This window comes from Phenylobacterium sp. VNQ135, from assembly GCF_049445735.1.
In the GTDB taxonomy this organism is placed as follows: Bacteria; Pseudomonadota; Alphaproteobacteria; order Caulobacterales; family Caulobacteraceae; genus Phenylobacterium.
In genome coordinates this window covers 109,292-126,896 of record NZ_JBMSDS010000005.1, presented here as the reverse complement: position 1 = coordinate 126,896, position 17,605 = coordinate 109,292, and the positions used below count along the sequence as shown (strand labels likewise).

Here is a 17,605-nt window from a genome sequence, read left to right as displayed (position 1 = left end):
GGGCCGCTAGCCGGCCCGGCGGCCCCACTCGCGGTTGATGGCCAGCGCCACCAGCGTGCAGATCGCGCCCGACAGCAGGTAGGCGCCCACCGACCAGAGGCCCACGCGCGTGGCCAGGAACAGGGCGACGAGCGGCGCGAAGCCCGCGCCGATCAGCCAGGCCGAGTTGGCGACGATCGCCGCGCCCGTATAGCGGTGGTGCGGCGGGAAGCTGTTGTTCACCACGCCCGACGACTGGCCGAACGCCAGGCCCAGCAGGGCGAAGCCGACGAGCATGTAGGCGATCTCGCCGATCCGCCCGGCGTTCAGCAGCTGCGGGGCGAAGCCGCTGTAGGCGCCGATCAGCACCGCCGAGACGCCCAGCAGCGCCCGGCGGCCGACGCGGTCGGCGATCAGGCCCGACGCCATGACGGCCAGCAGCCCCACCACCGCGCCCAGGGCCTCGATGACCAGGAAGCGGACCGCCGTCTCGCCCTCGAACAGCGTCACCCACGACAGCGGGAAGACGGTCACCAGGTGGAACAGTGCGAAGCTGGCCAGCGGAGCCAGCGCGCCCACCGCAATCGTCCGCCATTCCGCGAACAGGGTGACGAAGGGCGGCGAGGGCTGCAGCTCGCGGCTCTCGAACAACCGCTCGAACTCGGGCGTCGCCACCAGCCGCAGCCGGGCGAACAGGGCCACGACGTTGATGGCCAGGGCCACGAAGAAGGGATAGCGCCAGCCCCAGCTCAGGAAGTCGCCGGCCGACAGCACGAGCAGGAAGTAGCTGAACAGGGCCGAGGCCACGAGCAGGCCCAGCGGTGCGCCCAGCTGCGGGATCATGGCGAACCAGCCCCGCCGCTCGGGCGGGGCGTTCAGCGCCAGCAGCGAGGGCAGGCCGTCCCAGGCGCCGCCCAGCGCCATGCCCTGCAGGAAGCGGAACGTGGCCAGCATTACGGCGGCGAACACGCCCACCTGCTGGTAGGTCGGCAGCAGCGCGAGCGCCATGGTCGAGCCGCCGAGCAGGAAGAGGGCGATGGTCAGCTTCACGCCGCGGCCGTGCCGCCGGTCGATGGCCGTGAAGAGCAGGGTGCCGAAGGGCCGCCCGACGAAGGCCAGGGCGAAGATCGCGAAGGAATAGAGGGTGCCCGTGACCCGGTCGACGTACGGGAACACGATCGTCGGGAACACCAGCACCGAGGCGATCGCATAGACGAAGAAGTCGAAGAACTCGCTGGTCCGGCCGATGATCACGCCGATGGCGATCTCCCCGGGCGCCACACGCTGTTCTCGCGCGTTTACGAGGCGTGCGTCGCGCTCCAGCGGCGTGGAAGTCGACGCAGCGGCCGCTTCAGTCATGACGTCATTCTCCCGCCGTGCGGTCCGCTGCCGCGGATCACAACCGGAAACTCCTAGCCACAACGCCCGGGCGCGCAGAACGATCTGCATCGACGTCCGAACGCGACGCTCCGCACTCCTGGCCGCCGGCGCCGCGGCGCTCCTGGCCGGGTGCCAGCGCGCCGTCCTCGACCCCGCCGGCGACGTGGCGCTCCAGCAGCGCAACCTGATCTACATCTCCACCGGCCTGATGCTGCTGATCATCGTGCCGGTCATGGTGCTGATCGTGGTGTTCGCCTGGCGCTACCGGGCCGGCGCCCGCGACGCGACCTACGACCCGAAGTTCGACCACTCCACGACGCTGGAGCTGGTCATCTGGTCCTGCCCACTGCTGATCATCATCGCGCTCGGCGCGCTGACCTGGTCCAGCACCCACCTCCTCGATCCGTTCCGGCCGCTCGACCGCATCGCCCCCGGCAAGCCCACGCCCGCCGGGCAGCAGCCGCTGCGGGTGCAGGTCGTGGCGATGGATTGGAAGTGGCTGTTCATCTACCCCGAGCAGGGGATCGCCACCGTTAACGAGCTGGTGCTGCCCGTCGACCGCCAGGTCCGGTTCGACATCACCTCCACCAACATGATGAACACCTTCTACGCGCCCACCATGGCGGGGATGGTCTACGCCATGCCCGGCATGCGCAGCACGCTGCACGCCGTGCTGAACCGGCCGGGCCAGTACGAAGGCTTCTCGGCCAACTACAGCGGCGCCGGCTTCTCCGACATGCGCTTCCGGCTGCACGGCGTGGACCAGGCCGGCTTCGACCGCTGGGTCGGCGGCGTGAAGGCCGGCGCTCAGCCGCTGCAGACCGCCACCTACCTGGCGCTCGAGAAACCCTCCGAGAAGGTCCCGCCCATGCGCTTTGGCGGCGTCGCGCCCGACCTCTTCGACCGCGTGGTCAACCGCTGCGTCGCGCCGGGGACGCCCTGCATGCACGAGGTGATGGCGAAGGACCGCGCCTCGGACCGTCGCGGCGCCCCGATGGTCCCCGGCCGCAACGGCCATCCTCCGCACGGCGTGAAGCCCGAAGGCGCGCTGCAGAAGTCGCCGGACGAGATCGCCCCCGTGCCCAACGTCACCAAGCCGCGCCAGCCCGGCGTGCCCGGAAACACCCAGCCGCACTCGCCGCACAACCGCGACATGTCCGTCCTTCGTCTCCCCAACGCTCCGGACGCCCTCGTCCGGGGCCAGGGCTGAGCCGCCGGAGCCCTCGATGTTCGACCAGACCTTCTGGAAGCTGATCTTCGGGCGCCTGTCGTGGGAATCCTTCCCCGTCCACGAGCCGATCCTGCTCGTCACGTTCGTCGTCGTACTGCTGGGCGGGCTCGGTCTCGTCGCCGCCGTCACGCGCTACAGGCTCTGGGGCTGGCTCTGGCGCGAGTGGCTGACCAGCGTCGACCATAAGAAGATCGGGATCATGTACGTGATCCTGGGGATCATCATGCTGCTGCGCGGCTTCGCCGACGCGCTGATGATGCGGGCCCAGCAGGCCATCGCCTTCGCCGGGAACCAGGGCTACCTGCCGGCCCACCACTACGACCAGATCTTCACCGCCCACGGGACGATCATGATCTTCTTCGTGGCCATCCCCCTGGTCGTCGGACTGATCAACATCGTCATGCCGCTGCAGATCGGCGCGCGCGATGTGGCCTTCCCCTTCCTCAACAATCTCAGCTTCTGGCTCACCGTCGCCGGCGCCCTGCTGGTGATGGTGTCGCTGTTCGTGGGCGAGTTCTCCCGCGCCGGCTGGCTGAACTACGTGCCCGTCGCCAACCTCCAGAACAGTCCGGACACAGGGCCCGACTACTACCTCTGGGCGCTGCAGATCGCCGGCGTCGGAACGACGCTATCCGCCATCAACATGGTCACGACGATCATCAAGATGCGCGCGCCCGGCATGACCATGATGAAGATGCCGGTCTTCTGCTGGACGGCCCTGTGCAGCAACGTGCTGGCCATCGCCATCTTCCCGGTGCTGACCGGCGCCTTCGCGCTGCTCATGCTCGACCGCTACGTCGGGACCAACTTCTTCACCAACGACCTTGGTGGGAACCCGATGATGTACTGGAACCTGGTGTGGATCTGGGGCCACCCCGAGGTCTACGTCCTGATCCTGCCCGCCTTCGGGATCTTCTCCGAGATCACCTCCACGTTCTCGGGCAAGCGGCTCTTCGGCTACTCGTCGATGGTCTACGCCACCGTCGTGATCACCATCCTGTCGTACCTGGTGTGGCTGCACCACTTCTTCACGATGGGCTCCGGCGCCAGCGTGAACTCGTTCTTCGGCATCGCCACCATGGTGATCTCGATCCCGACGGGCGCGAAGATCTTCAACTGGCTCTTCACCATGTACCGCGGCCGCATCCGCTTCGAGCTGCCGATGATGTGGGTGGTGGCCTTCATGCTGACCTTCACCGTGGGGGGCATGACGGGCGTGCTGCTGGCCGTGCCGCCCGCCGACTTCGTGCTGCACAACTCGCTGTTCCTGGTCGCCCACTTCCACAACGTCATCATCGGCGGCGTGGTGTTCGGCCTCTTCGCCGGGATCGCCTACTGGTTCCCCAAGGCCTTCGGCTTCCGGCTGGACCCGTTCTGGGGGAAGGTCTCGTTCTGGGGCTGGGTGATCGGCTACTGGGTGGCCTGGACGCCGATCTACGTCGTGGGCCTGATGGGGACCACGCGCCGGGTCCGCCACTTCGACGACCCCTCGCTGCAGCCCTGGTTCGTGATCGCCGCTATCGGCGCGCTGATCATCCTCGTCGGCATCCTGGCCTTCGTCATCCAGATCGCCGTGAGCATCCGCAACCGCGAGGCGCTGCGCGACACGACCGGCGATCCCTGGGACGGCCGCACCCTGGAGTGGTCCACGTCCTCGCCCCCGCCGCCCTACAACTTCGCCTTCACGCCGGTCGTCCACGACCTGGACGCCTGGTACGACATGAAGTCCCGCGGCCATTCGCGGCCGCAGACGGGCTTCCGGCCCATCCACATGCCCAAGAACACCGGGGCCGGCGTGATCCTCTCGGCGCTCGCCATGGTCCTGGGCTTCGCCATGGTCTGGTACATCTGGTGGCTGGCGGCGCTCAGCTTCGTGTCGCTCGTGGCCTACGCGATCCTGCACACCTTCGAGTACGACCGCGATGACTTCATCCCGGCCGACGAGGTGGCGCGCATCGAGGCCCTCCGCCCCGTGTCGGGAGAGGCCTGAGATGAGCCGGACCGAAGCCGCCGCGCCCGAGAGCGCCACCTTCTACGTCACCGAGGAGGAGCACGCCCACCCCGGCGGGGCCACCTACCTGGGCTTCTGGATCTACCTGATGAGCGATGCGCTCATCTTCGCCACCCTGTTCGCCACCTACGGCGTGGTCTCCGCCAACTATGCCGGCGGTCCTGGGCCGGCGCAGGTCTTCGAACTGCCGCTGGTGGCGCTCAACACCGCCATGCTGCTGCTGTCCTCGATCACCTACGGCATGGCGATGATCGACATGGAGGCCGGCCGGACGCGCGCGGTCCAGGGCTGGCTTGCGGTCACCGCCCTGTTCGGCCTCTCCTTCGTCGGCATCGAACTCTACGAGTTCGCCAGTCTCATCGCCGAGGGCGCCACGCCCCAGCGGTCGGCCTTCCTGTCCGGCTTCTTCGCCCTGGTCGGCACGCACGGCCTGCACGTCGCCTTCGGCCTGATCTGGATCTGCGTCCTGCTGGCCCAGGTGGGCCGCCGCGGCCTGATCCCGGAGAATTGCCGCCGCCTCGCGTGCCTGGGCATGTTCTGGCACCTGCTGGACGTGGTCTGGATCGGCGTCTTCACCTTCGTCTACCTGCTGGGAGTCCTCCGTTGAGCCGTCCCCACGCCGAGGCCCAGCCCCACGCCGACGCCCACCTGGCGACGTCCAGCCACGGCAGCCGCCGCGGCTACCTGATCGGCTTCGGCCTGTCGGCGGTGCTCACCGCCATCCCATTCTGGCTGGTGATGACCGGCGCGCTGGGCGATCCCGTCGTCACGGCCGCGGTCGTGGTCGGCCTGGCCTTCGTGCAGATCGTCGTCCACACGCTGTTCTTCCTGCACGTGAACACCCAGTCCGAAGGCGGCTGGACGCTGCTCGCCCTGCTGTTCACCGTCGTGATCGTCGCCATCGTGATCAGCGGGTCGCTGTGGATCATGTACCACCTGAACGGCAACATGATGCCGATGCCGCCAGAGACCATGGCCGAGACCATGCCCACCCAGTGAGGATGGGCCGGTGAAGCGCAGCCTCTTCGCCGGCGCGCTCGTCCTGCTCGCGATCGTCTTCGCCACGCTGGGCGTGTGGCAGCTCGAGCGGCGGGCCTGGAAGCTCGACCTGATCGCCCGGGTCGAGGCCCGGCTGCGGGCGCCGCCCGGGCCCCTGCCGGACTCCGCGGCCGAACACGACGCCTACACCCGCGTCCGCGTCCGTGGCGTCTTCCTCCACGACCGCGAGACCCTGGTCCAGGCGCTGACCGAGCGGGGCGCCGGCTGGTGGGTGATGACCCCGCTGCGGACCGACACGGGCCGTGTCGTGCTGGTCAACCGCGGCTTCGTTCCGCCCGGGCGGCGCGATCCCGCCAGCCGCGCCGCCGGGGCGCCCTCGGGATCCGTGACGGTCACGGGGCTCCTGCGCCTCACCGAGCCGAGGGGAGGGTTCCTCCGCCGCAACGATCCCGCCGCCGGCCGCTGGTATTCCCGCGACGTCGCCGCCATCGCCGCCGCCCGCGGCGTCGGCCCCGCCGCGCCCGTCTTCATCGATGCCGACGCGTCCCCCAACCCGGGCGGCTATCCTGTGGGCGGCATGACGGTGGTCAGGTTCCGCAACAGCCACCTGGTCTACGCCCTGACCTGGTTCGGCCTCGCGATCCTCAGCCTGGCCGGTCTGGCGCTGGTGGTCCGCTCCGGGCGCCCGCAGGCCCTGTTTGCGCCAGATCATTGACCCCGCCCGCGGCTTGCGGCCCAAGCTGGGATCGGCCAAGGCAGGGACGGCAGGGGGCAAGGCGAATGGCGCGGCTGAAGACGCATCTGGAGCGGCACGCGGTCGCCCGCGTGGGGTGGCTTCGCGCCGCGGTGCTGGGCGCCAACGACGGCATCGTCTCGACGGCGAGCCTCATCGTCGGCGTCGCCGCCGCCGAGACCGCCCGCGGCGGTCTCGTCCTCACCGGCCTCGCCGGCCTGGTGGCCGGCGCGATGTCGATGGCCGCCGGCGAATACGTCTCGGTCAGCTCCCAGGCCGACAGCGAGGCCGCCGACCTCGCCAAGGAGCGGCTGGAGCTCGCCACCGCCCCCGAGCAGGAGCTCGACGAGATGACCGCCATCTACGTCGCCCGCGGCCTCACCCCCGACCTCGCCCGCCAGGTGGCCGAGCAGTTCAACGCCGGCGATGCGCTGGCCGCCCACGCCCGCGACGAGCTCGGCATCTCGACGCACACCCAGGCGCGCCCGGTGCAGGCGGCGCTGACCTCGGCGCTCACCTTCTCGGTCGGGGCGGCCCTGCCGCTGGCGGTCGCCGCGACCGCGCCGATGGCCCACATGATCCCGGCCATTTCGGCTGCGGCCCTGGCGTTCCTGGCCCTGCTCGGGTGGGTCGGCGCGCGCCTGGGCGGCGCAAGTCCTTGGAAGCCGATGCTGCGCGTCACCTTCTGGGGCGCGCTGGCGCTCGCCGCCACCGCACTGATCGGCAAGGCATTCGGCGCGGTGGTCTGAGGCGCCGGCCGCGACGCCTTCAAACAAGCGCCGCCTTGGGCCAGTCTGCGGGCTTGGCAGGCGAGGGCTTGAGTCGGTGGCGGACGAGCGGACGGACTGGCGGTCGAAGCGGTCTCTGGCGCTGGCCGCGGCGGTGGGTGCCGCCCTCGTCTGGACCACCTTCAGCGGCGCCGTCGTGAAGTCCCTCACGCCCGGCCTCGACGTCGCCTACGCCCGCTCGGTCCTGGCCAATCTCAGCGACCTTGTGATGATGAGCTTGCTCGTCGGATCTGTCGCTCGCGCGGGTCCGTCGCGCCTGTTCGGCCTGACGGGGCTCGGCCGCCCCATCACGACACCCCTGCTGTGGGCCGCCTTCATCTTCATTCCCGCCGTGCTGGTCGCCGCGCTTGCGGCGCCGGTCTCGCGCGAGTTCACCGGCCTCGACCTCTTCTGGCAGGGCGCCGGCTTCCCCGTCTTCGAGGAGGTGATCTACCGCGGCCTCGCCATCGGCGCGCTGATCCGTTGGGCGGGCTGGCGCTGGTGGGCCGCCTGCCTCGCGCCGGCAGTCATGTTCGGCCTCGTCCACGCCGGCCAGGGCTCCGACCCGGGCAGCATCGCCGGCGTCGTGGCGGTCACCGGCCTGGGCGGCCTGCTGTTCGGCTGGCTGTTCGTGCGCTGGGACTTCAACCTCTGGCCGCCCATCCTGCTGCATATCGGCATGAACAGCCTCTGGATCGTCTTCGCCCTCGGCGAGAACGCCCTCGGCGGCTGGCTCGGCAATGCGCTGCGCCTGGCGGTGGTCGCGGCCGCGATCCTGCTCACCTGGCGCATGGCGCCGCGTCCTCGCCCCGCCTGATCCGGCGAAGACTTCGGTCCGGGCAGAACCCCTCCGGCCTTCGCGCGTATGTCTCCTGAACCGGAGTCGCCGCGTGTTCGAGTTCTCCAGCTACCACGTGCTGCTCGCGGCGCTGGGGCTCGCCATCATCCTGGCCTACTGGCTGCCGCGGTTCTTCTCCGGGCGCGAGCCGGCCGCCTCGGCGCTGCTGATCGGGCTGGGCTGGATCATGTTCGGCTGGATCGAGGGTCTGCCCGACGCCATCAGCCCGATCGCGACCCCGAAGCCGTGGGAAATCGTCAGCGAGCTTTGCGTGATCGCCGGGCTGTTCGGCGTCGGGCTGCGCATCGATCGGGTCGCCAGCGCCGCCCCCTGGCGACCGACGCTGCGCCTGCTGCTGTTCGGCATGCCGCTGACGATCGCGAGCATCGCGGTCCTGGGATGGCAGTCGGCCGGCCTGACCTTGGCCGGCGCTCTGCTTCTGGGGTCGGTTCTCGCGCCGACCGATCCCGTCCTGGCCGCCGATGTGCAGGTCGGCCGCCCCACCGAAGGCGGCGAGCATCCGGTGCGCTTCACCTTGACCACGGAGGCGGGCCTCAACGACGGACTGGCGTTCCCGTTCGTACACCTCAGCCTCGCGGTGGCGGCCGCGGCCGCCCTCACGCCCGACCTGTTCGCCGCGTGGGGCGCGCGCGACGTGGCGTATCGGATCGTGGTCGGGGCCGCCTGCGGGGCGGCGGTCGGGTGGCTGCTGGGTCAGGTGCTGTTCCGGTTTCCGCGCGAGAACGCGCTGGCCGAAACCGAGGCTGGCGTCTTCGCCCTCGCCGGGGTCCTGGTGGCCTACGGATTGACCGAGCTCGCCGAGGGGTACGGCTTCATCGCAGCGTTCGTTTCCGGCCTCACCTTGCGCCGCGTGGAGTCCGACCACGCCTTCCACGTCCGGCTGCACGATTTTTCCGAGACGCTCGAACACGCCCTGACCGCCATGCTGCTCATCGCCCTGGGCGCCTCCATGCCGGCGCTGATGCGCGAACTCGACCTCGCCGGCGCGCTTCTCGGCCTGTCGCTGATCCTGATCATCCGGCCTCTCGCCGGTCTGCTGTCGCTCGCGGGCACGCGCCTGCGTACGCGGGAGCGTCTGGTGGTCGCATTCTACGGCGTGCGAGGGGTGGGTTCGATCTACTACCTCGGCTACGCGGGCGGCCACATGGCGCTGGCGAACGAGGCCCGGCTCTGGGCCATCACCGCGTTCGTCATCCTGGTCTCGACGGTCGTCCACGGGTTCTCGGCGGCTTTCGCGGTCGAGCGGGCAACGGGCGAGAAGCCGGGCGACTGACGGTCGGCTACGGACCCTGCACGACCTCTGGTATCTCCTCCTCGCGCACCCTTGCGAAGCGCCGCCGCCGAAGGTCTCCCATGCCGACCGACTTCGACCTCGTCCTCGCCTACCCGCAGTGGCAGGGCTCCGGGCGTTCCGAGAACCTGCGCCGGGGCGCTAAGGCCGCGGCCGAGGTCTGCGCCCGCTATGGCCCGCTGGCGTCGGCGCCGTTGTCCGGCGACGGCGAGGCGAGGGGCGGGATCAACCGCTGGACGGCCATTCTCGACCAGTTCCGCGCCGCTCGGGCGATCCTGGCGGAACGCCGTCCGGACCGGGTCCTCACCGCGGGCGGAGACTGCGCCTGCGACGTGGCGGTCATCGACCACCTGCGCCGTCGCCACCCGGACCTGACGGTGATCTGGGTCGACGCCCACCTCGACGCCAACACGGCGGCCACCTCGCCCAGCGGCAATTTCCACGGCATGCCGGTCGCGACGCTGATGGGCCAGGCGCCGGCCGACCTCGCGCCGCTGCTGGCGCCGCCGCTGGACCCGGCGCGCTTCCGCTATGTCGCAGCCCAGGTCGGCGACGACGGCGAGTGGGCCTTCCAGCGGGAGAAGGGCCTGGAATGGCTGAGGCCCGGCGAACGCATCGAAGGCCCCGTCCACATCCACTTCGACCTCGACGCCCTCGACCCGGCCGAATTCCCGCACCTCGCCTATCCCGAGGGACGGCTCCGCATCGACGACGGGCTGGCGCTGGTCCGCACCGTCGCCGGCTGGGGCGGCCTTGTGGGCCTGACGATCACCGAGTTCGCGCCGGCCGACGACGAGGCCGCTCGCGACGGCGCCCGCGTGATCGACAGCCTCTGCCGGGCGGCGCTCGGCCGCTGACCGACCCTCAGCCGGCGCCTACCCCGGCCGGTGGATGGCGCACAGCTTGTTGCCGTCCGGGTCGCGGACGTAGGCCAGGTGCATCGGGCCCAGGCTGCCCTCGCGGAGGCCGGGCGGGTCTTCGATGGACACGCCGCCGTTGGCCAGGGCCGCGTCGTGGAACGCCTTCACCTGCTCGGGCGATGAGCACTTGAAGCCGATGGTGCCGCCGTTGGCGCAGGTGGCCGGCTCGCCGTTGATCGGCTCGCTGACGCAGAAGGTGCCGCCGTCGTTCATGTAGAACAGTCGCGTGTGGCCGCTGGGCGCCGTGTTGCGGAACGGCTCGCCGGCGCCCAGCGTCCCCAGCACCGCATCGTAGAAGCGCTTCGAGCGCTCCAGGTCGTTGGATCCCACCATCACGTGATTGAGCATGCGTTCCTCCCTCAGGCCTGCATGCACAGGTTCAAAGCACGCTCCCGGCCGGCGGGCCAGACCCCTCATGGATGACGGGGCGACAAGCCGACGGCCGCCGCTCACGCGCCGGCGGCCGACCCTGCCTTGCGGTTCCACGCCCCGCGCTCGGCGAAGACGCGCGTGACCTCGGCCATGTTCTCCGTGCCCCAGGTGCAGAGGGGCACGAGCGCTTCGGCCAGGCCGCGGCCGAGCGGCGTCAGGCTGTAGTCCACCCGCGGCGGGACCTCCTTGTAGTCCGTGCGCTTCACGAGGCCGTCGGCCTCCAGCTCCTTGAGCTGCTGGATCAGCATCTTGTCGCTGACGTCGCGGATGGCGCGGCGCAGCTCGCCGTAGCGGGTCGGGCCGTCCTGGGCGAGGAAGTACACGATCAGCGGCTTCCACTTGCCGGCGATGACCCGCAGCGTCGCGTCCAGGCCGCAGGTGAAGCCGGGCAGGGTGGGCGTGCAGGCCTCGCCGGACGGCAAGGCGGGGGTGCGAGGAGATGTCGACATTTCTGGGCACTTACCAAAAGGTGCATACTTGTCGATAGGTGTGTGCCGCTCCAGCTGAGTTCAACCTCAAGCAAGGAGCACATCATGAAGAGGTTGGACGGCAAGACGGCGGTCATCACCGGCGGCGGCAGCGGCATCGGCCTGGGCGCCGCCAAGCGGTTCGCAGAGGAGGGGGCCTTCGTCTACATCTTCGGCCGGCGCCAGGCGGCCTTGGACGCGGCGCTGGCCCAGCTTGGCCCCGACGCCCGCGCGGTGGCAGGCTCCGTCACGGAAGCGGCTGACCTCGACCGGCTGTACGCGCAGGTGAAGGCCGAGCGCGGCGGCGTCGACATCGTGTTCGCCAACGCCGGCACGGGCGCCTTCGCGCCGCTGGGCGAGATCACGCCCGAGCACTACGACCAGACCTTCGACGTCAATGTGAAGGGCCTCATCTTCACGGTGCAGAAGGCGCTGCCGCTGATGGGGCCGGGCGGCTCCATCATCCTCACCGGCTCGAGCACCGGCGTCATGGGCACGCCCCAGTTCAGCGTCTACAGCGCCACCAAGGCCGCGATCCGCAACCTGGCCCGGAGCTGGGCCCTCGACCTCCAGGGCACGGGCATCCGCGTCAACGTGCTCTCGCCGGGGCCGACGCGGACGGATCTCGCGATGGAGGTCGTCGGCGAGGCCGAGTTCGAGGCCATGGGCGCCGGCACCCCGATCGGCCGCATCGGCGAGCCCAGCGAGACGGGCGCGGTCGCCGCCTTCCTAGCCTCGGCCGACAGCAGCTTCATGACCGGCGGCGAGGTGTTCGTCGACGGCGGGCTGGCCCAGGTCTGAGCTCCAAACGAAAGCCCCGCCGGCGTCTCCGCCGGCGGGGCTCCCGCATACAGAGGCTCGAAAAGCCGCTGACCTAGTAGCCGTTGATCCGGGCGTAGCGGTCGCGGTGGTAGGCCTGGTTGCCGAAGGCGGCTTCCGCCGCCCGGGCGCGCTTCAGGTAGAAGCCCGAGTCGTGGGCGTCGGTCATGCCGATGCCGCCGTGCATCTGGACCATCTCGTTCGACACCAGGTGGAAGGTGTCGCCCATCTTGGCCTTGGCCAGGCTGACCAGCTCGGGCACGTCGGGGCTGTCGTTATCGATGGCGGTGAGCGCGGCTTCCACCGTCGAGCGGGCCAGCTCCAGCTCGGTGAACATCCTGGCCGCGCGGTGCTGCAGAGCCTGGAAGCTGCCGATCACCTGGCCGAACTGCACGCGGGTCTTCAGGTAGTCCAGCGTGGTCTCGAAGGCCTGGGTGGCGGCGCCCAGCATCTCGGCGGCGAGGCCGGCGCGGGCGCGGTCCAGCACCTTCTCCAGCGTGGACGCGCCGCCCGACAGCGGCTCGGCGGCCGCGCCGTCGAACTCGACGTTGGCCGCGCCGCGGCTGTCGGCGAGCTGCAGGCGGGTGCGCTTCACGCCCGCGTCGTCGGCCTTCACGAGGTAGAGGCCAACGCCGTCCGGACCCTTGGCGGAGACCACCAGCAGATCGGCGGCCATGCCTTCCAGCACGAAGGTCTTCTTGCCGGTGATCTTGCCGCCGCTGAACGACGTCTCGACCTTCTCCGGGTTGTGGTGCGGGCCCTCGTCGATCGCCAGCGTGGCGACGATCGCGCCCTCGGCGATCTTCGGCAGCCAGGCCTGCTTCTGCTCTTCCGAGCCGCCCAGCACGAGCGCGGAGGCCGCGCCCAGGGCCGAGGCCAGCAGCGGGGATGCGGTCAGCGTGCGGCCGGTCTCCTCCAGGATCAGGCCCATCGCCAGGTAGCCGAAGGCCGAGCCGCCGTACTCCTCGGGGATGATCACCCCGGCCCAGCCCATCTCGGCCATCTCGTTCCAGGCGGCTGTGTCGTAGCCCAGCTCGGCGCCGCTATCGCGCATCTTGCGGAAGGCGGTGACGGGGCTCTTGTCCTGCACCCAGCTCTTGGCCGCGTCGCGCAGCATGTTCTGTTCTTCGGTCAGAACGGCCATGTTCGTGTTTCCCTAAATCTCTGTCTTTGCTGCGTGATCAGGCGGACTTGGTGGTGTCGGGCAGACCCAGGATCCGCTTGGAGATGATGTTGTTCTGCACCTCCTGCGAACCGCCGTAGATCGTGGTCGCCTTGCCGCCCAGCCAGTTGCGGACGAAGGTCAGCTCCTCTTCCGAGAAGCCGTCGCCCTCCCAGCCAAGGCCCTGGTGGCCCAGGATCTCGATGGCCAGTTCGGCGCGCTCCTGAAGGGTCTGGGTCGCGGCGTTCTTCATGATCGAGCTGGCGGCGGACGGCGCTTGGTTGCCCTTGGCTTCCTGCATCGCGCGGATGGCGGTGAGCTGGAAGGCCTTCAGGTCCATCGCGTTCTTGGCCACGCGGACGCGCAGGTCGCCGTCGGCGATGCGGCCCTTCTCGTCGAGCCCGACGTACTCCTTGGCGAGCTGCTCGGGCGCCCGGCCGGAGCCATAGCGGCCGGCGCTGCCGCCGCCGCCCGACAGGCCGTTGCGCTCGTGCTGCAGCAGGCGCTTGCCGATCGTCCAGCCGCCGTTCAGCGGCCCGACCAGGTTCTCCTTCGGCACCTTCACGTCGGTGAGGAAGGTCTCGCAGAACGGGCTGTTTCCGCTGATCAGCTGGATCGGCCGCACTTCCACGCCGGGCGTCCGCATGTCGAACAGCACGAACGAGATGCCCTCGTGCTTCTTCGTGAAGTCGGTCCGCACTAGGCAGAAGCACCAGTCGGCCCACTGCGCCCCGGACGTCCAGATCTTCTGGCCGTTCACCAGGAAGTGGTCGCCCTTGTCCTCGGCCCGCGTCTGCAGGGCGGCGAGGTCCGAGCCCGCGCCGGGCTCGCTGAACCCCTGGCACCACTGGATCTCGCCGTTGGCGATCTTCGGGATGTGCTCGGACTTCTGCGCCTCGTTGCCGTATTCCAGCAGGGTCGGGCCGAACATCATCGTGCCCATGCCGACGATGGGGTTGTAGGCGCCGGCGCGGCCGAACTCCTGGTTCACCACCCGCGCCTCGGCCGGCGACAGGCCGCCGCCGCCGTACTGCCTAGGCCAGGTCGGCACGCCCCAGCCCTTCTCGCCGACCGCAAGGCGCCAGGCCTTCTGGTCGGCCGTCTCGCTCGCGCGCTCCGGCCCGATCGCCGGGCCCTTGCCTTTCAGCGACGGCGGGAAATTCGCCGCCACCCAGTCCCGCACCTCCGTGCGGAAGGCGTCCAGGTCGCCCCCTCCGAAATCAGCCATCGTAATATCTCCGGCTCAATGATCGTTTTTGAAAAATAATCAGATACTTGAACTTACTTCGGGTCCGGCAGTCCGAGGACCCGCTTGGCGATCACGTTCAGGTTGATCTCGGACGTGCCGCCCTCGATGGAATTGGCCTTGGTGCGCAGCCAGCCGCGGACCGCCAGGATCTCGGCGGGCTCATAGCCCTCGCCCGACCACCCCAGGCCCTGGTGGCCCATGGTCTCCACCATGAGTTCGGACCGCTCCTTGGCGAACTCGGCCGCGGCGTACTTGATGATCGAGGTGGCGGCCGAGGGGCCGTTGCCGGCCTTCGATTCCGCCGCCGAGCGGGCGATGGTCTGGCGCAGCGCGGCGAAGTTCATCTTGTTGGCGGTGATCCGCGCGCGCAGGTCGCCGTCCTCGATGCGGCCGTTCTCGTCGACGCCCACGTACTGCTTGGCGATCTTGCCTAGGTCGCCCGCCGCGCCGCCGGCGCTGCCGCCCTCGCCGAAGCCGGCCGAGATGTTCTGGCGCTCGTACTGCAGCAGCCGCTTGGCGATCTCCCAGCCGCCGTTCACCCGGCCCACCAGGTTGCCCTTCGGGACCTTCACGTCGGTGAAGAAGGTCTCGCAGAACGGGCTTTCGCCGCTGATCAGCGGGATCGGCCGCGTCTCGACGCCCGGCGTCTTCATGTCGATCAGCACGAAGGAGATGCCCTCATGCTTCTTCGTCGTGTCGGTCCGCACCAGGCAGAAGCACCAGTCCGCCTTGTCCGCATAGCTGGTCCAAACCTTGCTGCCGTTGATCAGCCAGTGGTCGCCCTTGTCCTCGCACTTCGTCTGCAGTCCCGCGAGGTCGGAGCCGGCGCCCGGCTCAGAATAGGCCTGGCACCAGCGGATCTGGCCGTTGATGATCTTGGGCAGGTGCTCGCGCTTCTGCTCCTCGTTGGCGTATTCGAGCAGCACGGGGCCCAGCATCCAGACGCCGAACGAGGCCAGCGGCTGGCGATAGCGGCCGGCGGCCAGCTCCTCGGCCAGCACGCGGGCCTGCTGCGGCGAAAGGCCGCCGCCGCCGTATTCCTTGGGCCAGGCCGGCGCCGTCCAGCCCTTCTCGGCGACGCGGCGCATCCAGACGATCTGCGGATCGTCCGAGCCTTCGAACGGACGCCCGCCCCAGATCGCTTCGGGGTCGGTCTTGGCGTTCGCGTCTCGCAGTTCGGGCGGGTAGTTCGCCTCCAACCACGCGCGGACCTCGGTGCGGAATGCGTCGAGCTCGGCGCCGCCGAAGTCGGCCATGGCGTCCTCCCATTTCGAAAAACCAGTGGGCCGCAACTCTAGCGCCGGGCGGGGCCGGGGCAAGAGGAATGAAACAGTTGTTTGAGCGCGCCATCGCCAGTTCGGCTATGCACCCGGCGTGCGATTCCTGAGGGACCTCAAACCGGCCGCCTTCGCCGCCGCGCCCGCGGTGGCCGCCCTGCTGGCGCTGGGCTGCGGCGTGACGCTGCTCGCCTCCGGCGCGCGGCCGTCGGAGCCCGAACGCTTCGTCCAGCTCATGGCCACCACGCCGGTGCTGCTGATCGAACTCAGTCACCTGCTGTCAAGCCTGCTCGGCCTCATCCTGGTCATCCTGGCGTTCGGCCTGCGCGCCCGCCTGGGCGCCGCCTGGGCCGCGACCATGGTCGTGCTGCTGGTCGCCGCGCCGCTCAGCCTGGAGAAGGGCATCGTCTGGGAGGACACCGCCGCGCTGCTCGTCGCCGCGGCGCTCCTGGCTCCTTTCCAGAAGGCCTTCCCGCGCACCGCCCGGCTGTCGCGGATGGAGGTGACGCCGGGCTGGCTGGCCTCGGCCGCCTGCCTGCTCGCCGGCGCCGGACTGATCGGCTTCTGGTCCTACATGCACGCCGACTACGGCGACGTCCCCTTCTGGCGGGTGATGGTCGACGACGACATCGCCCGCTCCGTGCGCGCCTGGGTGGTCGCCGCCATCGCCCTGCTGGCCTTCGGGCTCTGGCGCATGCTGGGCTCGGCCGCCACGCCGCCGATCGTGGGCGAAGACGATCCCGAGTTCGCGCGGGTCCGCCACATCCTCGCCGCGGCCCAGACCGCCCGGCCGAATTCCAACCTGGCGCTGCTCGGGGACAAGCGCTTCCTGTTCTCGCCTTCGGGCGAGAGCTTCCTGATGTTCGGCGTCCGCGGCCGCTCGTGGATCGCCCTGGCCCCGCCCGTGGGCCGCGCCGACGAGCGGCTGGAGCTGCTCTGGCGCTTCCGGGAACTCGCCGACGCCCACGCCGCGCGCCCGGCGATCTACGCCCTCGACGCCGAGGATCTGCCCGACGTCGTGGAGATGGGCTTCTCGATCCAGAAGATCGGCGAGGTGGCCGTGTTGCCGCTGCAGGCCTTCAGCATCGAGGGCACCCGCCGGGGCAAGGCCCGTCGTGCCTGGCGCCAGGCCCAGGAGGCGGGCGCCGAATTCGAGGTCGTGCCGCCCGAAGGCGCCGCGGCCATCCTGCCGGACCTGCAGCGCATCTCCGACGCCTGGCTGGCCCGCCACGCCGGCGGCGAGAAGAGCTTCACCATGGGCGGCTTCCACGCCCGCTATGTTCAGGAATTCCCCGTCGCGGTGGTCCGCTTCGAGGGCCGGCTGGTCGCCTTCGCCACCCTCTGGCCGGTCGCCGACCGGTCGTCGTTCTCCATCGACCTGATGCGCTACGTGGACGAGGGTCCGAAGCGGGTCATGGACTTCCTGTTCGTCGAGCTCCTCAAATGGGGCGCGGCCCAGGGCTACGCGGCCTTCGATTTCGGCATGGCCCCGCTCTCGGGCTTGGAGGACCGCCCGCTCGCCCCGATGATGTCCCGCGTGGGGAGCCTGCTCTTCGAGCGGGCCGAGGACCTCTACAACTTCCAGGGCGTACGCGAATTCAAGAACAAGTGGGATCCGCTGTGGCGGCCCCGCTATGTGGCGGCGCCGCGCAAGTGGAACATCCCGATCGTGCTGGCCGACGCGGGTCTGCTCACCTCGGGCGGCATGGCCGGGCTCGCCAAGCGGCCGAAGAAGACGTCGGACGCCGTCTAGCGCACCCCGCCCGTGGTGACCCCCAGCAGGTTCACCGCATGCACCGCCATCAGCACGGCGCCGGCCGCCGCGAGCAGCATGATGAAGCGCCAGGGCGCCAGGCGCGGCCCCTTGTGCGGGTTAGGCGGCTGGGCCCCGCGCCAGCCGGCGAACAGCGCCGTCGCCGCCAGGGCCGCCAGAATCGCCAGGGTGGTGCGCAGGTCCATGTGCGGCCGATATCGCAGGCTGGGCCGGAAACCGGAAGCGATCGCCTCCGGGCCGGCGGCTTCCGTCCAC

18 protein-coding genes are annotated in these 17,605 nt (G+C 70.1%); 11 read left to right on the top strand and 7 right to left on the bottom strand.

The features are described 5' to 3' along the window. Nucleotides 1-6: 6 nt before the first annotated feature. Nucleotides 7-1,338: an MFS transporter gene (locus tag ACO2Q0_RS18280; RefSeq protein WP_423352966.1), complete on the bottom strand. Its 1,332-nt coding sequence runs from the start codon at nucleotides 1,336-1,338 to the stop codon at nucleotides 7-9. An 82-nt stretch (nucleotides 1,339-1,420) separates the two neighbouring features. Here ACO2Q0_RS18280 and cyoA point away from each other — a divergent pair, with 82 nt between their 5' ends. The 9 genes from cyoA to ACO2Q0_RS18235 all read left to right on the top strand — a co-directional run bounded on the left by cyoA (nucleotide 1,421) and on the right by ACO2Q0_RS18235 (nucleotide 10,107). Continuing rightward, a complete protein-coding gene (gene cyoA, locus ACO2Q0_RS18275) occupies nucleotides 1,421-2,569 on the top strand; it encodes a ubiquinol oxidase subunit II (RefSeq protein ID WP_423353356.1) in 1,149 nt (382 codons plus the stop codon). Nucleotides 2,570-2,585: 16 nt separating this feature from the next. Next, entirely contained in the window at nucleotides 2,586-4,580 is a 1,995-nt protein-coding gene (gene cyoB / locus ACO2Q0_RS18270; RefSeq protein WP_423352965.1) for a cytochrome o ubiquinol oxidase subunit I, read from the top strand. 1 nt (nucleotide 4,581) lies between these two features. Next, nucleotides 4,582-5,208, top strand: a complete 627-nt coding sequence (gene cyoC, locus ACO2Q0_RS18265) for a cytochrome o ubiquinol oxidase subunit III (protein WP_423352964.1) — start codon at nucleotides 4,582-4,584, stop codon at nucleotides 5,206-5,208. After that, nucleotides 5,205-5,600: a cytochrome o ubiquinol oxidase subunit IV gene (gene cyoD / locus ACO2Q0_RS18260; RefSeq protein WP_423352963.1), complete on the top strand. Its 396-nt coding sequence runs from the start codon at nucleotides 5,205-5,207 to the stop codon at nucleotides 5,598-5,600. Before cyoC ends, cyoD begins: the two co-directional genes overlap by 4 nt. 10 nt (nucleotides 5,601-5,610) lie before the next feature. Continuing rightward, nucleotides 5,611-6,315 carry an SURF1 family protein gene (locus tag ACO2Q0_RS18255; RefSeq protein ID WP_423352962.1) on the top strand — a complete coding sequence of 235 codons (705 nt, stop codon included), beginning with the start codon at nucleotides 5,611-5,613 and terminating at the stop codon, nucleotides 6,313-6,315. A 65-nt stretch (nucleotides 6,316-6,380) separates the two neighbouring features. Next, a complete protein-coding gene (locus ACO2Q0_RS18250; RefSeq protein ID WP_423352961.1) occupies nucleotides 6,381-7,082 on the top strand; it encodes a VIT1/CCC1 transporter family protein in 702 nt (233 codons plus the stop codon). Nucleotides 7,083-7,158: 76 nt separating this feature from the next. Then, nucleotides 7,159-7,917, top strand: a complete 759-nt coding sequence (locus ACO2Q0_RS18245) for a lysostaphin resistance A-like protein (protein ID WP_423352960.1) — start codon at nucleotides 7,159-7,161, stop codon at nucleotides 7,915-7,917. A gap of 73 nt (nucleotides 7,918-7,990) precedes the next feature. Next, nucleotides 7,991-9,232: a cation:proton antiporter gene (locus ACO2Q0_RS18240; protein WP_423352959.1), complete on the top strand. Its 1,242-nt coding sequence runs from the start codon at nucleotides 7,991-7,993 to the stop codon at nucleotides 9,230-9,232. A gap of 80 nt (nucleotides 9,233-9,312) precedes the next feature. Then, nucleotides 9,313-10,107, top strand: a complete 795-nt coding sequence (locus ACO2Q0_RS18235; protein WP_423352958.1) for an arginase family protein — start codon at nucleotides 9,313-9,315, stop codon at nucleotides 10,105-10,107. 18 nt (nucleotides 10,108-10,125) lie between these two features. Here the strand turns inward: ACO2Q0_RS18235 and ACO2Q0_RS18230 are convergent, their stop codons facing one another. Both ACO2Q0_RS18230 and ACO2Q0_RS18225 read right to left on the bottom strand, forming a co-directional pair. Beyond that, nucleotides 10,126-10,518 carry a VOC family protein gene (locus tag ACO2Q0_RS18230; protein ID WP_423352957.1) on the bottom strand — a complete coding sequence of 131 codons (393 nt, stop codon included), beginning with the start codon at nucleotides 10,516-10,518 and terminating at the stop codon, nucleotides 10,126-10,128. Nucleotides 10,519-10,619: 101 nt separating this feature from the next. After that, nucleotides 10,620-11,051 carry a winged helix-turn-helix transcriptional regulator gene (locus tag ACO2Q0_RS18225; protein ID WP_423352956.1) on the bottom strand — a complete coding sequence of 144 codons (432 nt, stop codon included), beginning with the start codon at nucleotides 11,049-11,051 and terminating at the stop codon, nucleotides 10,620-10,622. A gap of 84 nt (nucleotides 11,052-11,135) precedes the next feature. Here ACO2Q0_RS18225 and ACO2Q0_RS18220 point away from each other — a divergent pair, with 84 nt between their 5' ends. Next, the gene (locus ACO2Q0_RS18220; protein ID WP_423352955.1) at nucleotides 11,136-11,870 is read left to right on the top strand and encodes an SDR family NAD(P)-dependent oxidoreductase; all 735 of its coding nucleotides are present in this window, start codon (nucleotides 11,136-11,138) and stop codon (nucleotides 11,868-11,870) included. A 73-nt stretch (nucleotides 11,871-11,943) separates the two neighbouring features. Here ACO2Q0_RS18220 and ACO2Q0_RS18215 read toward each other — a convergent pair whose 3' ends face one another. The 3 genes from ACO2Q0_RS18215 to ACO2Q0_RS18205 are packed head-to-tail and all read right to left on the bottom strand — an operon-like array spanning nucleotide 11,944 to nucleotide 15,555. After that, entirely contained in the window at nucleotides 11,944-13,032 is a 1,089-nt protein-coding gene (locus ACO2Q0_RS18215) for an acyl-CoA dehydrogenase family protein (protein ID WP_423352954.1), read from the bottom strand. Nucleotides 13,033-13,069: 37 nt separating this feature from the next. Further along, nucleotides 13,070-14,278 (bottom strand): acyl-CoA dehydrogenase family protein, encoded by a 1,209-nt coding sequence (locus ACO2Q0_RS18210; RefSeq protein WP_423352953.1) that lies wholly within the window; start codon nucleotides 14,276-14,278, stop codon nucleotides 13,070-13,072. 53 nt (nucleotides 14,279-14,331) lie between these two features. After that, nucleotides 14,332-15,555, bottom strand: coding sequence for an acyl-CoA dehydrogenase family protein (locus ACO2Q0_RS18205; RefSeq protein WP_423352952.1), 1,224 nt, complete (start codon nucleotides 15,553-15,555; stop codon nucleotides 14,332-14,334). Between the two features lie 118 nt (nucleotides 15,556-15,673). Between ACO2Q0_RS18205 and ACO2Q0_RS18200 the strand changes: the two genes are divergently transcribed. After that, entirely contained in the window at nucleotides 15,674-17,329 is a 1,656-nt protein-coding gene (locus ACO2Q0_RS18200; RefSeq protein WP_423352951.1) for a GNAT family N-acetyltransferase, read from the top strand. Here ACO2Q0_RS18200 and ACO2Q0_RS18195 read toward each other — a convergent pair. Continuing rightward, on the bottom strand, nucleotides 17,326-17,535 hold the full coding sequence (locus tag ACO2Q0_RS18195; protein WP_423352950.1) for a hypothetical protein: 210 nt from the start codon (nucleotides 17,533-17,535) through the stop codon (nucleotides 17,326-17,328). The genes ACO2Q0_RS18200 and ACO2Q0_RS18195 overlap by 4 nt on opposite strands. Between the last annotated feature and the right edge of the window lie 70 nt (nucleotides 17,536-17,605).

What these genes read in the sequence shown, in the direction of transcription:
- ACO2Q0_RS18280 (WP_423352966.1), bottom strand. Translation starts at nt 1,338, where the DNA reads ATGACTGAAGCGGCCGCTGCGTCGACTTCCACGCCGCTGGAGCGCGAC.
- cyoB (WP_423352965.1), top strand. Translation starts at nt 2,586, where the DNA reads ATGTTCGACCAGACCTTCTGGAAGCTGATCTTCGGGCGCCTGTCGTGG.
- cyoC (WP_423352964.1), top strand. Translation starts at nt 4,582, where the DNA reads ATGAGCCGGACCGAAGCCGCCGCGCCCGAGAGCGCCACCTTCTACGTC.
- ACO2Q0_RS18250 (WP_423352961.1), top strand. Translation starts at nt 6,381, where the DNA reads ATGGCGCGGCTGAAGACGCATCTGGAGCGGCACGCGGTCGCCCGCGTG.
- ACO2Q0_RS18235 (WP_423352958.1), top strand. Translation starts at nt 9,313, where the DNA reads ATGCCGACCGACTTCGACCTCGTCCTCGCCTACCCGCAGTGGCAGGGC.
- ACO2Q0_RS18230 (WP_423352957.1), bottom strand. Translation starts at nt 10,518, where the DNA reads ATGCTCAATCACGTGATGGTGGGATCCAACGACCTGGAGCGCTCGAAG.
- ACO2Q0_RS18225 (WP_423352956.1), bottom strand. Translation starts at nt 11,051, where the DNA reads ATGTCGACATCTCCTCGCACCCCCGCCTTGCCGTCCGGCGAGGCCTGC.
- ACO2Q0_RS18220 (WP_423352955.1), top strand. Translation starts at nt 11,136, where the DNA reads ATGAAGAGGTTGGACGGCAAGACGGCGGTCATCACCGGCGGCGGCAGC.
- ACO2Q0_RS18215 (WP_423352954.1), bottom strand. Translation starts at nt 13,032, where the DNA reads ATGGCCGTTCTGACCGAAGAACAGAACATGCTGCGCGACGCGGCCAAG.
- ACO2Q0_RS18210 (WP_423352953.1), bottom strand. Translation starts at nt 14,278, where the DNA reads ATGGCTGATTTCGGAGGGGGCGACCTGGACGCCTTCCGCACGGAGGTG.
- ACO2Q0_RS18205 (WP_423352952.1), bottom strand. Translation starts at nt 15,555, where the DNA reads ATGGCCGACTTCGGCGGCGCCGAGCTCGACGCATTCCGCACCGAGGTC.
- ACO2Q0_RS18195 (WP_423352950.1), bottom strand. Translation starts at nt 17,535, where the DNA reads ATGGACCTGCGCACCACCCTGGCGATTCTGGCGGCCCTGGCGGCGACG.